We start from the raw sequence: 13,752 nt of genomic DNA, 5'->3' as shown, positions 1-13,752 counted from the left end.
AATGAACATACTTGCATTATCTCCTTTCATCTATGTATTAATTTTATCTTTTGTTTTGCTTCTTTTAGATGTTTTCATAAAAGATGATAAAAAAGAATTTCTGGGATATGTATCGATTGCACTCCTTATAATGGCAGGGATAGTTATTGTTTATACATTATGGAATAAAAATGTTTCTTTTTTTGAGAAAGGGATTTTACTTGATAATTTTTCTCTTTTTTCATTTTGTTTGCTGTTCTATTCACTCCTTTTTGTAATATTTGTATCAATTAAGTATTTAACCTACCAGGAGATAAATTTCGGAGAATATTATTCCATATTGGTGATTTCTCTTCTGGGAATGATGCTGATGGTCTCATCAGATGACCTGATAGTGATTCTTTTAGGACTTGAGATTTTAGCAATTGGAAGCTACACTCTTTCAAATATCAGAAGAGAGGATGAAAGGTCCGCTGAAGCAGGAACAAAATTTTTTATGCTCGGAGCATTTTCATCCGCTTTTATAATTATGGGTATCGTGCTTCTTTACGGGATTATAAAATCAACAAAAATATCAGTAATTTTCAGTTCGATTAATTTAGCTCCATATTTTCTTATTGGCTTTGGATTAGTACTTGTTGGATTCGGGTTTAAATTAACCCTTGTCCCATTCCATTCTTGGGCTCCTGATGTTTTCGAAGGAGCTCCAACACCAGTAACAACTTTTCTTTCAGTTTCTCCAAAGATTGCGGGATTTGCTGTGCTTTTAAGAATCTTTACCAAGTTTTCTTTTGAACTCGATCAAAAATTTATTTTGGATACTCTATGGGTTATTTCCTCAGTTACAATGATATGGGGCAACATAGCTGCATTAAGACAGAGTAATTTGAAGAGAATGCTCGCTTATTCAAGTATAGCTCATTCAGGATATATCTTAGTTGGTATAATGAACCTTAAAGCAAAAGGAGATTGGTCTCTTCTATTTTACCTTTTAGCATACCTTTTCATGAACGTGGGAGCTTTTGCATCTTTAATTTCGCTAACTGGAAAAAAGAAAGAATATTGTGAACTTGAGGATTTATGCGGAATTGGCTACAGATATCCCTGGATTGGGGGTTTTTTCTCTTTGTTTCTCCTATCCCTTGCAGGATTTCCTCCTACAGGAGGATTTTTAGCAAAATTTTATTTATTTTCTTCTGCAGTTAGAAATGATTATATAATTCTTGTCATAATTGCGATAATTACAACTCTGATATCAGTTTATTATTATTTAAGAGTTATTGTATTTATGTATATGAAGGAAGAGATAAGAGAAATTCACATTGAGCTTGAAAACCCACCATTAATCCTCACCCTATTTTTATGCGCCCTCGGAGTCCTTCAGCTTGGAATTTTTCCAGGAAGGATTCTTTACTGGATTCAGAAAGCTATAATTCTATAAAAATTTGGATGATTCAGAATGAAAAAACTTTTCTTAAGTCTTCTTATCCATAATCACCAGCCTGTAGAAAATTTTTCTTCAGTTGTTCATGATGCTTATAGAAAAGCATATTTGCCGTTTCTAAAAGTGCTTGAAAAACATCCTGGAATCAAATTATCTCTTCATTACTCAGGATGGCTGTTTGATTTTCTTTTAAAAAATTTTAAAGAGTTAGAGTTATTATTAAAAAAGCTGCTTAAAAGAAAGCAGATAGAGCTGATTTCAGGGGGTTTCTATGAGCCAATTCTTTCTTCAATTACTTCAGAAGATGCAGAGAATCAGATTAGAAAGTTGAACAATTTTATAGAAGAGAGGTTTGGAATAATTCCTGAGGGGTTCTGGGTAGCAGAAAGAGTTTGGGAGCCTTCTGATGTAGAGGTAATTGTAAGAAGTGGATTAAAATTTACGGTTCTTGATGAGACTCATTTTTTGCTCTCTGGATTGAAGAGGGAAGATTTAAATGGATATTTTATTACTGAACACAATGGATATAGTATGAATGTTTTTCCCAGCTCTGAAAAGCTGAGATATTTAATCCCTTTCCATCCTGTTGAAGAAGTTATCGATTATCTGCGTTATGTATTTAAAGAAAGAAATTTCCAATTTACATCGATGGGTGATGATGGTGAGAAATTTGGGGTATGGCCTAACACGTACAGACTCTGTTATGAAAAAAAATGGCTGGAGAATTTCTTTGAAAAAATTGAAAAAAGTTCTGACTGGATTGAAACGATAAAATTTTCTGATATCATCAAGAATTTTCCCGCAAAAGACCGAATTTATTTTCCAACTGCTTCTTATTTTGAAATGATGGAATGGGCTCTTTCTTCAGATGCTCAGAAAAAATTAATAGAAACAAAAGAAATTTTAAAGAATTCAGGAAGAGAGGATCTTCTGCCTTTTGTGAGAGGAGGGTTCTGGAGATTGTTTTTAGTAAAATATTATGAATCGAATTATATGCATAAAAGAATGCTCGGTCTGAGTCATAAATTTAAAGAAATAAAAAAAACCAGAAAAAAATTATTTATTTTTACTAAGGCATATGACAGTTTATTGAAGAGCCAGTCCAATGATTTTTACTGGCACGGAATCTTTGGTGGATTGTATTTGCCCCATCTGAGAACTGTTTTTTTCAGAAATCTCTTAGAGGCTGAATACCTGATAGAGAAGATAGAGAATAAAAGCAAGGATAAATGGTCATATGTGGAAGAGAATGATATTGATTGTGATTTAAAGAAAGAGATAATGGTGAGAACTCAGGGTTTTTCAATTGTATTTAAACCAGATGAAGGTGGAAGTGTTGTGGAAATAAGTTACAAGCTAAAAAAATTCAATTTGATAAACTCATTGAAGAGAAGAGAAGAAATTTATCATTCTAAAATTGTGAGGAATCCTTTATCGAAAAACCAGGAAAAGATAGAGACAATCCATGGGAAAGATATTAAAAATGAAGAGGGACTTAAAAAATTCATTATATTCGATAAAAATCTCAGAAATTGTTTTATATCACACATATTTCCTCCTGATTTTTCTTTTTCCGATTTCAGAAAAAACAATTATGAACCGGTTGGACCCTATGGATGGGAAACCCACAGGAAAAAAGATTTTATTCTGATTAAAATGCTCTCAAAAGAAAATAACAGGATTGAAAAAGAATTTAGAATTAGCAAATCAGAACCACTTATAGAATTTGTTCAGAAATTTAAAACCCAACATGGTCAAAATACCAGATCAGGAGAAGGCATTTTTGGAGTAGAATTTAATTTTAATTTTTTAGCTCCGGATTCAACAGACAGAAATTTAATTATTGACAATAATAAATTTCGTCTTGACCTGACCGGAGAAAGAAATGATGTAGAAAAAATTGAATTTGAAGATCTATGGTTGGGAATAAGACTCAAAATTTTTCTGGAAAAACCTTTAAATCTGTGGGTCTATCCAGTTGAAACAGTATCTCTATCAGAAAGAGGAATAGAAAAGATATTTCAGGGTACATGCCTTTTCCTTTATTCATTAGAGCCAATTATCGGGATTAAATTAGCAATAAAGAAAATTTAGGGGGCTCTAATTTTTCTATGTTCTATTAATACAGTTTATGAGCATATGTTATAAAATTATAAAAAATGACTTGTATCTATAATTTTAAGGAAAATATCTCAGATGTATTAAGAATAAAATAATATGAAAACAAAAGTTATTTGTTATTCAGGCTATAAAGCTGAAGAAAAACCGATTGCATTTTTTATCGGAGACAGAAAAATTAAGGTTAAGGAAATAATTGAAACCTGGTATCAGGAGGAAATTGAGCCCGAAAGGGGAGAAGCAGATTGTTTTAAAGTTATAGGAGAAGACGAAAGGGAATACTGCCTCTGCTATCTAAAGCAATTTGATGAATGGATTGTAATTAATTAAAGGTAGGGAAGACTGACATAATTAAAGAAGTAGAATCTTAAACTTGACTTAATAAATTTTCCCTGCTATTATTTTAATATGATTAATTATAACAGGGAAATAATTTATATAAAAAGAAATTTAGAAGAGAAAATTAAAAAATATCTTGAGACCCGTGAAATAATTGCAATTGTAGGACCAAGACAATCAGGGAAGACTACATTAATGAAACAAATATTTTTGACGTTACCTTCTCCTTCTGTTTTTCTTGATTTCGAAGATAGAGAAACTCTTTCTCTTTTCCAGCAGGACATAAAAACATTTGCTAAAATGTATGTGGGGGGAAAGAAATTCATTTTTATAGATGAGTTTCAATATGCTGAGAATGGAGGAAAACTTTTAAAATATCTTTATGATCATTCCCCAGCCAAATTTTTAATATCTGGCTCATCATCGATCGACATTACGGTAAAAACTGTTAAATATCTCACAGGAAGAATTTTTGTATTTGAACTTCTCCCTTTGAATTTTGATGAATTCCTTCATTATAAAAATGACGAAATTTATAGAAATTTTTATCTACCCTTAAAAGAGAATGTTCGAGTAGGAAAACTTGAGAGAGAAAAACTACCTGATGAAATACATAAAAAAATAATGGAGTTTTATGAAGAATTTGTTTTATGGGGAGGATATCCAAGGGTACATATTTCCGAAGATTCTGAAGAAAGGGAAATGGTTCTGCAAAACATAATTAATACATACCTTCTTAGAGATATAAGAGGACTTCTTCAGCTTTCAACAGAATATAATCTTCAAAGACTTATAAAATCACTTGCATTTCAAATTAGTAATTTAATTCAATATAATGAACTTTCACAGACCTCAGATCTTCCTCATATATCATTAAAAAAACACCTTAAAATTTTAGAACAAACATATATCACTATTTTTTCTTACCCATTTTATACAAATAAAAGACTTGAACTCGTAAAAAACCCAAAAATTTACTTTTTAGATACAGGTCTCAGAAATTCACTCATAAAAGATTTTAAGCCCCTTTCGAGCAGGACGGACAAGGGATTTCTTGTTGAAAATGTGATTGCAACAGAAATTTATAAAAATGGAAGTCCCCTCCATTTTTGGAGAACTAAATCTAAAGCTGAAGTTGATTTTATTATTGAAAAAGGAAAGGAAAGAATCTCAATTGAAGTAAAATCCTCAATAAAAACAAAAGCTGGTAAATCTCTAATTAGTTTTATTGATAAATATTCTCCTGAAAGGATTTTTGTGTTATATCCAGGAAATGTTAATAAAATTATTTACAATAAAAAAGAGATTTATTTTCTTCCATATTATTTTCTCTAAAAGAAAATTGGGCAATGAATATTTCTTATAATTTTAAACAAAAAATTATTTGATATAATTTAAAATAAGAAAAAAATGGAAAAAATATTGGTAGTGGATGATGAGAGAGACATTCTCGAAATATTAAAATACAATCTTGAAAAAGAAAACTATCAGGTAATTACTGAAACGGATGGGAATTCTGCTCTTAGAGTTGCAAAAGAGAAAAAGCCTAATTTAATAATTCTTGACATTATGCTTCCAGGAATAAACGGAATTGAGCTATGTAAAATTTTAAAAAACGATGAGAAAACAAAAGATATTCCCATAATCATGCTTACTGTAAAAAGCGAAGAAATCGATAAAGTTCTTGCCCTTGAAATAGGAGCTGATGATTATGTTACAAAACCCTTCAGTGTAAGGGAATTACTGGCGAGAATTAAGGCAGTATTAAGAAGAACAGCCAAAAAGGAAAAAATAAAAGAAAATGAAATTTTAAATTTCAAAGACATAGTTATCGATCCATTAAAATATGAAGTTTTTGTCAATAATAAACTGATAAATCTCACTAATAAAGAATTTAAATTGTTATACTTTCTTGCTCAAAATAAAGGATTTCTTCTGAGTCGAGAAAAATTGTTAGAGAAAGTCTGGGGAATTGATGCTGAAGTTGAAACAAGGACAGTTGATGTTCATGTAAGAAGATTAAGAGAGAAATTAGGAGATTCAAGAGAACATATAGTTACAGTTAGATCTCTTGGGTACAAATTTATTTAGAATGTTTAAAAAGATTGGATCAAAACTTCTCAGCAGTTACATAATCTTAATTTTTCTATGCGCGGCGATAATAAGTATAATTTCATCATTTACCTTGAACAAATACATTAAAAAAAGCATAGAAAGAAGGCTCATAGATTCAGCCCGATTGATATCTTTTCATATAGAGCCAATGATAAGTTCGAGGAAAAGTTACACTGACATCAAACCTGTTGTAGACAGATTGAGCAGTAAGATAAATGCAAGAGTGACTATTATTGATAGGAAAGGAACAGTGGTTGGAGATTCTGATGTGTCTGTTGAGGCAATTCCATATATTGAAAATCATAAAGATAGACCAGAAATAAAAGAAGCCTTTATGGGAAGAATTGGAAGTAAAATAAGGTTTAGTAATACAGTGAAACTAAATATGTTATACGTGGCGGTCCCGATTATTAACAAAAATGGAGAGATAATAGGTGTCTCAAGAGTTTCTCTGGACCTAAAAGAAATAAAAGAGTTTCTTTCGTTGATTCAAAAATTAATAGTTACAGGAGCTCTATTAACCGCATTTATTTTCTTTTTAATTGGATATTTAATAGCAAAAAGTATAACAAAACCTATCAAAGAAATTATTCAGAAATCAATTGAATACTCAAAAGGAAATTTTAATGTAAGAGTTAGTCTGGATTCAGAGGATGAAATAGGAATTTTAGGAAAAACATTTAATGAGATGGCATCTAAAGTTCAAAAACTTATTCAGGATATTAAAATAGAGAAGGAGCAACAGGAGGCAGTATTAAACAATATGGTGGAGGGAGTAATTGCTGTAGATGAATCTGAAAGAATTACAATGATAAATGAATCCATTGAAAAATTATTCAGAATAAATGCTAAAGAAGCAATCGGAAAAGAGTTGATAGAAGTAATGAGAAGTCCTGAATTAATAGAACTCATGACAACAGTGAAGAATAAAAAAGAAATTCACTCGAAAGAAATATTTTTTTATTTTCCGGAAGAGAAGATATTTCATGTAAACGCAGTCCCAATGGGAAATAAACTCTTTTCTGGAGTTTTAGCGGTCTTCTTTGACATTACAGAAATAAGAATGTTAGAGAGAAGGAGGGTAGAGTTTACCTCAAATGTTTCCCACGAACTTAAAACTCCACTAACTGTGATTAAGGGAGCTGTGGACACTCTCTTAGAAGGAAATGAAGAAAGCAGAGAAGTTCAAAAAAATTTCATTTTAAAGATTAAAGAGCAGTCAGAGAGACTTTCTAATTTAATAGAGGATGTGCTGGAGCTTTCAAAGATAGAATCGAAAAAGATAAAATTTGAAATTAAAAAAATTTCTATTAAAGAGATTATAGAAGACGCTATTAATTATATTAAACCAAAAGCTGAGAGAAAAAAAATTCTTATAAAAATTGACGTTCCAGAAGATATTCCTGAAGTTCCAGGAGATAGAGAAAAACTGCTTCAAGTTCTTCTGAATCTTTTAGATAACTCAGTAAAGTTTATAGATGAAGATGGAAGAGTTGATATAAGATGTCGAGTAAAAGAAAATTTTTTAGAAACAGAAGTAGAGGATAATGGAATCGGAATACCTGAAAAGGATATTCCAAGAATATTTGAAAGATTTTACAGAGTCGACAGGGCCCGTTCAAGAGATTCCGGAGGAACTGGACTTGGATTAGCCATTGCAAAACACATAATCGAAGCTCATAATGGAAACATAAGAGCAGAAAGTAAATTAGGAAAAGGTTCGAAATTTATATTCACCCTTCCTCTTAGAAATTAGAGACATAGAGATAGTGTCATGTCACTTAAATACCTTTCGTTATATTATTGTAACATGACACTTTCTCTATGGGAGAAAGATCTCCTTAGACGCTTCGCTCCCCAGGCTGGGGAAGACCACTTCTCCATACCCCTTCAGTGTGCTGTCTTAGAGATTTTTTGCCTGTAAAGATATGTAAGGGACAGCACGCTAGGTCTAAAAACCTAATTTTTAAACCTCCCTACTACGTCTAACTCATTGATTTTATTATATTCAGTTTTCAAGAAAAATATAGTTTTTAGACTATCTCTACATCTGAATTTTTTTACTAAAATTTAACAAACCTTTAATAAAAATGTCACAAATTAATTTTATTATTAAGAATGCGAGCAATAAAAAATGCTAAAAAGGGAGGTTAAATAAATGAAAGTATCAAAAAATCTTTTTGTTCATTATTACTTGAGGTTTTTGGTCTTAGGATGGGTTTTATTATTGGCAGGGCAAACTTTTGCTCAGGGGAAATTCTCAGGATATATGTTTGGTGACTATTACTATGTTTTTAACCATCACAACATAAATCTTGAAGGTCAAAATGGATTCTGGTTCCGTCGTATTTACTTTACTTATGACTATAAATTAACCGATGAATTTTTCACTCGATTTAGACTCGAACTTAACAGCCCTGGAGATTTCAAAACCAATGACACATTAAAGCCCTATGTGAAAGATGCATATCTCGGATGGAAGACAGGCAATCACAATGTTATAATCGGAATTTCTCCAACTCCAACATGGGAATTCATTGAGGCATTCTGGGGATACAGGTCAGTGGAAAAGACTCCTTTAGATCTTTATAGGATGGGAGATTCCCGTGATTTTGGCTTTGCTTTCAAAGGTTCTATGGGAAAGGAAAAATGGTTCTCCTACCATATTCAGGTGGCAAATGGAGAAGGAACAAAGTCAGAAGTAAATAAACAGAAGAAAGGGATGGCTTCCTTTCTGTTCAAAATCGGCAAGCACTTTCTTTTTGAAATCTATGGAGATTATTCACAGGTTACATCCGATAGAAACAGCTGGGTTTATCAAGGTTTCTTTGGGTATCGGGGAGAAAGAACTCGTATAGGTGTTCAATATGCCTATCAAACCCTTCAGCAGGGGATAGGAAATGAAATTCTTAATCTTTCTGTGAGTTCTGTATTTGGGATATTTAAAACATCTGATAAAACATCTCTTCTTTTCCGATACGATCGAATGGCTGACCCTAATCCATCAGGCCAATCCATAGCCTATGTTCCTATTAACGGAGGTACTCCCTTTTCTCTTTTTCTTGCAGGGTTGGATTTGCATCCAATCAAAAATGCGAGCCTTATCCCTAATATAGAATTGATTTCTTACGATAAGCCTCCTAATTCAGGGCATAAAACAGATTTTTATCTTAAGGTTACGTTCTTTTATTCCTGGTCTCAGTGAGATAGGGAAATGATCTATATTTTCAGATGTATAAATTTTAGACAAACCCTTGATTTAACAGAAATGTTACTGAAATGTAACATTTATGTGATAAAAAAATTGTATAATGGAGGACAAACATGAAAAAAGAAATTTTGAAAAAAGTTATTGCAATTGCAGTAACTTCAGCAATTTTTTTCGTATGGGCTAAAATCACAATTAAAGCTCAGGAAAAAATCATTAAGATTGATGGATCGAGCACAGTCTATCCAATTACAGAAGCTGTAGCTGAGGAGTCTCAGAAGCTAAAAAAGGGAGCTATTAGGGTTACAGTGGGAATATCTGGAACAGGTGGAGGGTTTAAAAAGTTCTGCAGAGGAGAGATAGATATATCAGATGCTTCAAGGCCAATACTTCAAAAAGAAATGGAGTTATGCCAGAAGGAAGGAATAGAATACTTCGAACTTCCAGTGGCATATGATGGACTTGCTATTATGGTAAACCCAAGAAACACCTGGGTATCCTGCATGAATGTTTCTGAGCTTAAAAAAATTTGGGAGCCAGAGGCTGAAGGCAAGATAGTAAGGTGGAATCAGATCAGACCGGAATGGCCGGACAATCCTATAAGGCTTTATGGTCCAGGAGTTGATTCAGGAACTTTTGATTATTTCACTGAGGCAATAGTGGGTAAATCAAAGTCAAGCAGAGGAGATTATACCTCGAGTGAAGATGATAATGTTTTAGTTCAGGGTATATCTGCTGATAAGAATGGTTTAGGCTATTTCGGATACGCATACTACGTAGAAAATGTTGACAAATTAAAACTTGTAGCCATAGATGGTGGACAGGGTTGCATCCTTCCTTCTGAAAAGACTGTAATGGATGGAACATATCAACCTCTATCAAGACCAGTATTCATATATGTTAACAAGAGATCTTCTTTAAGACCTGAGGTAAAAGAATTTGTTGAATTCTACATAAAGAAAGCTCCAGTCCTTGTTAAGGAAGTGAAATACATTCCTTTAACTGATAAGGCCTATAAGCTTACTTTGGATAGGTTCATTAAAGGTATCACTGGTACAGTATTCGGTGGGGAAGCTAAAGTTGGGGTAAGGATAGAGGATTTACTCAAGTTGGAGGAGAAGAAAAAATAAAAAGAAGAGCTAAAGGAAAAGTACTCAGTAAGACAAAAGAGAGGGCTATTGAGGGGGCATTCCTCCTCAGTGCCTCTTTTTCTGTATTTATTACAATCAGTATAGTAATTTTTCTTTCATATGAAGCAATGGGATTTTTCAAAGAAGTTTCTATAAAAGAATTTTTGACAGAAAAACAGTGGACACCCCTTTTTGCGAACCCAAAATTTGGAATATTGCCCCTTATCACAGGAACCCTCTTAATAAGTGTAATTTCTTTAACAGTAGCTTTACCCTTGGGAATAATAATAGCTGTTTATCTAAGTGAATATGCTAACTATCGAATCAGAGAAATTTTAAAGCCACTTCTTGAGCTTTTAGCCGGGGTTCCAACAGTAGTATACGGCTATTTTGCACTGCTTTTTTTAACCCCTTTGCTAAAAAAAATCATTCCTGAAATCCAGGGCTTCAATGCTTTAAGTCCGGGAATAATAATAGGAATAATGATAATTCCATATATAAGCTCATTAAGCGAAGATGTTATGAAATCTGTTCCAATGCATATTAAAGAGGGCTCCTATGCCATGGGAGCTACAAAATTTCAAACAGCTTTTAAGGTCGTAATTCCAGCATCATTCTCTGGAATATCAGCAGCTTTTATCATGGGAATATCAAGAGCGATTGGAGAAACAATGGTAGTCTCAATTGCAGCTGGAATGATGCCAAATTTAACGTTAAATCCGATTGAGTCTGTTCAGGCTATACCTGCTTTCATAGTTCAGATAAGCTTAGGAGATGCTCCTCATGGAACTATTGAGTATAAAACAATATTTGCAGCAGGGATAACTTTATTCTTACTAACTTTATTTTTTAACCTGATTGGCGCCTGGCTAAAGAAAAGGATAAGGGAATCATATTAAATGAAAAATTTAAATGTTTTCAAAAGTAATAATCAGGATATATCAATATTAGATCAAAATAGAGAATATATTAAGAAAAGAATTGTCTTTAATAAATTCAAGGATTATGCTTTCTGGACAATAGGTCTTTTCTCAACTTTAATCGGTTTTGTTCTCCTGTTTACATTGATAATTGATTTATTTTTAGATGGTTATTTAAGATTGAACTGTAGATTTTTAACGTCTTTTCCTTCAAGGTTTCCTGAAAATGCAGGCATCCTTTCAGCATTAATTGGAACTATTCTTGTAATGGTTGTCACCGCAATTGTTTCAATTCCTTTAGGAGTAACCGCAGGTATATACCTTGAGGAGTATTCCAGAGAAAACTGGCTCACAAATATAATAGAGATTAACATCATAAACCTTGCTGGAGTGCCTTCTATAATATATGGACTTTTAGCCCTGAGTTTATTTGTTTATTTCTTCAAATTTAAAGAAAGCATATTGACAGGAGGATTGACACTTTCTCTTTTAATACTTCCCTTGATAGTAACAACGACCAGGAAAGCTATAAGAGCAATACCTAACTCTATAAGAGAAGCCTCTTACTCTCTTGGTGCAACAAAGTGGCAAACTGTGAAAGATCATATAATCCCTTATTCACTTGGAGGAATTTTCACCGGCGTTATTATAGGACTTTCAAGAGCTATTGGAGAAACAGCTCCTCTGATTACAATAGGAGGCCTGACTTTTATAGCTTTTCTTCCTTCATCCCCTATATCTTCAAGTTTTCCTTTTATATCTTTTAAATGGCTTCTTGACCCTTTTACAGTACTTCCCATACAAATATTCAACTGGGTATCAAGACCTCAGGATGAATTTCATGTCAATGCCGCTGCAGCAGCTGTAGTTCTTTTAATAATAACGTTATTTATAAATTCTTTAGCAATCTATATAAGGTACAAATTCAGGAAGAAAATAAGATGGTAAAATTAAAGTTTTATTAGGTAGAGAAGTATAGGTAGAAGAAAAAAATGTCTGTGGAAAAAGCTATTTATAAAGATTTGAAATCAGAAGTTAAGCATCTTAATTTTTATTATAATGATTTTCAAGCACTAAAAGATGTAAATCTGCCGATTATTGAAAATAAGGTAACAGCAATTATAGGCCCCTCTGGCTGTGGTAAGACTACTTTCCTTAGATGTTTTAACAGAATGCATGACCTTTACCCTCATAATAAATATAATGGTGAATTAATTATCTATCCAGATAACATTAATATCTTAGACTCTCGAATCGACCCAGTAGAGATTAGAATGCGTATAAGTATGGTTTTCCAGAAACCAAATCCCTTTCCAAAGTCTATATATGAAAACGTTGCTTACGGGCTTAGAATACGCGGGCTGAACAAAAGGGGCTTTTTAAATGAGAGAATAGAGTTCTCTTTAAAAAAAGCAGCTTTATGGGATGAGGTTAAAGATAAACTTCATGAAATGGCATTCAATCTCTCAGGTGGCCAACAGCAAAGATTATGTATAGCACGAGCCCTTGCCACTGACCCGGAAATTTTATTGTTTGATGAGCCTACATCTGCCCTTGATCCTACAGCTACCTTTAAAATTGAAGAGCTTATAATGGAACTTAAAAAAGAGGTTACCATCATTATTGTAACCCATAACATGCAGCAGGCAGCAAGGGTCTCTGATTATACAGCTTTTATATATTTAGGAGAATTAGTAGAATTTGATAAAACAGAAAAAATATTTACTACTCCATCAAAAATACTAACCGAAGATTATATAACTGGAAGATTTGGATAACAAGGAGGAAATATGGAAAGACACTTTGATATAGAATTAAATGAATTAAAAAATAGACTTCTTTACATGGCGAGTCTCGCTGAATCAATGATTCACAATTCGATAAAATCACTTGTTGAAAAGGATGATTCCTTTTTGAAAGATGTTTACATAAAAGAAGATGAAGTCAACAGACTTCATATTGAAATTGATGAAAGAAGTTTGAAATTACTTGCTCTTCATCAACCCGCAGCAGCTGACTTAAGGTTTATACTGGCAGCTGCCAAAATCAATACTGATTTAGAAAGAATGGCTGATCAGGCGATTAATATCTCTGAAAGTGTACAGTTTCTTATAACTCAACCTCAGTTAAAACCTCTGATTGATATTCCAAGGATGACACAGATTGCTGAAGAAATGGTAAGAGAAAGCATTGATTCTTTCATCAGAAAAGATATTGACAACGCAAGGAGAATACTTAAAAGGGATGATGAGGTAGATGCTCTAAAAAATCAGGTTTTTAATGAATTGTTAGTTTATATGATTTCTGATTCCTCTACGATTAAAAGAGCATTAAATTTAATCCTGATATCGAGACATTTAGAGCGAATTGCAGATCACGCCACAAACATAGCGGAAGATGTAATTTTTATGGTGGCAGGGAAAGATGTGAGACATCATCTTGAAGAAATAAAATAAAATTGTTTAACCTATTTCTCAATCAATTAAAGGAGGATTTCTT

The 13,752-nt window shown here is 32.6% G+C and carries 12 protein-coding genes; all 12 read left to right on the top strand.

Annotated features, from left to right (window positions below; all coding sequences use genetic code 11):
- Position 1 precedes the first annotated feature (1 nt).
- The 12 genes from AB1410_07290 (at position 2) to phoU (ending at position 13,709) form a co-directional block, all read left to right on the top strand.
- Positions 2–1,420, top strand: coding sequence for an NADH-quinone oxidoreductase subunit N (locus tag AB1410_07290; protein MEW6456496.1), 1,419 nt, complete (start codon positions 2–4; stop codon positions 1,418–1,420).
- 18 nt (positions 1,421–1,438) lie between these two features.
- The gene (locus AB1410_07285; protein MEW6456495.1) at positions 1,439–3,517 is read left to right on the top strand and encodes an alpha-amylase/4-alpha-glucanotransferase domain-containing protein; all 2,079 of its coding nucleotides are present in this window, start codon (positions 1,439–1,441) and stop codon (positions 3,515–3,517) included.
- 123 nt (positions 3,518–3,640) lie between these two features.
- Complete coding sequence (locus AB1410_07280) at positions 3,641–3,871, top strand: hypothetical protein (GenBank protein MEW6456494.1); 231 nt, start codon at positions 3,641–3,643, stop codon at positions 3,869–3,871.
- 78 nt (positions 3,872–3,949) lie between these two features.
- Complete coding sequence (locus AB1410_07275) at positions 3,950–5,215, top strand: ATP-binding protein (GenBank protein ID MEW6456493.1); 1,266 nt, start codon at positions 3,950–3,952, stop codon at positions 5,213–5,215.
- Positions 5,216–5,290: 75 nt separating this feature from the next.
- Positions 5,291–5,971, top strand: a complete 681-nt coding sequence (locus AB1410_07270) for a response regulator (GenBank protein ID MEW6456492.1) — start codon at positions 5,291–5,293, stop codon at positions 5,969–5,971.
- Between the two features lies 1 nt (position 5,972).
- A complete protein-coding gene (gene pnpS / locus AB1410_07265; protein ID MEW6456491.1) occupies positions 5,973–7,751 on the top strand; it encodes a two-component system histidine kinase PnpS in 1,779 nt (592 codons plus the stop codon).
- Between the two features lie 402 nt (positions 7,752–8,153).
- Positions 8,154–9,200 carry a hypothetical protein gene (locus AB1410_07260; protein ID MEW6456490.1) on the top strand — a complete coding sequence of 349 codons (1,047 nt, stop codon included), beginning with the start codon at positions 8,154–8,156 and terminating at the stop codon, positions 9,198–9,200.
- Positions 9,201–9,319: 119 nt separating this feature from the next.
- Positions 9,320–10,333, top strand: coding sequence for a PstS family phosphate ABC transporter substrate-binding protein (locus AB1410_07255; GenBank protein ID MEW6456489.1), 1,014 nt, complete (start codon positions 9,320–9,322; stop codon positions 10,331–10,333).
- A gap of 47 nt (positions 10,334–10,380) precedes the next feature.
- Complete coding sequence (gene pstC / locus AB1410_07250) at positions 10,381–11,232, top strand: phosphate ABC transporter permease subunit PstC (protein MEW6456488.1); 852 nt, start codon at positions 10,381–10,383, stop codon at positions 11,230–11,232.
- On the top strand, positions 11,233–12,201 hold the full coding sequence (pstA, locus tag AB1410_07245) for a phosphate ABC transporter permease PstA (GenBank protein MEW6456487.1): 969 nt from the start codon (positions 11,233–11,235) through the stop codon (positions 12,199–12,201).
- Positions 12,202–12,245: 44 nt separating this feature from the next.
- Complete coding sequence (gene pstB / locus AB1410_07240; GenBank protein ID MEW6456486.1) at positions 12,246–13,031, top strand: phosphate ABC transporter ATP-binding protein PstB; 786 nt, start codon at positions 12,246–12,248, stop codon at positions 13,029–13,031.
- Positions 13,032–13,043: 12 nt separating this feature from the next.
- On the top strand, positions 13,044–13,709 hold the full coding sequence (gene phoU / locus AB1410_07235; protein MEW6456485.1) for a phosphate signaling complex protein PhoU: 666 nt from the start codon (positions 13,044–13,046) through the stop codon (positions 13,707–13,709).
- The last annotated feature ends 43 nt before the right edge of the window (positions 13,710–13,752 follow it).

This window comes from Acidobacteriota bacterium (genome assembly GCA_040756905.1).
GTDB lineage: Bacteria > Acidobacteriota > Aminicenantia > JBFLYD01 > JBFLYD01 > JBFLYD01.
This window is presented reverse-complemented; position numbering and strand designations above follow the sequence as displayed.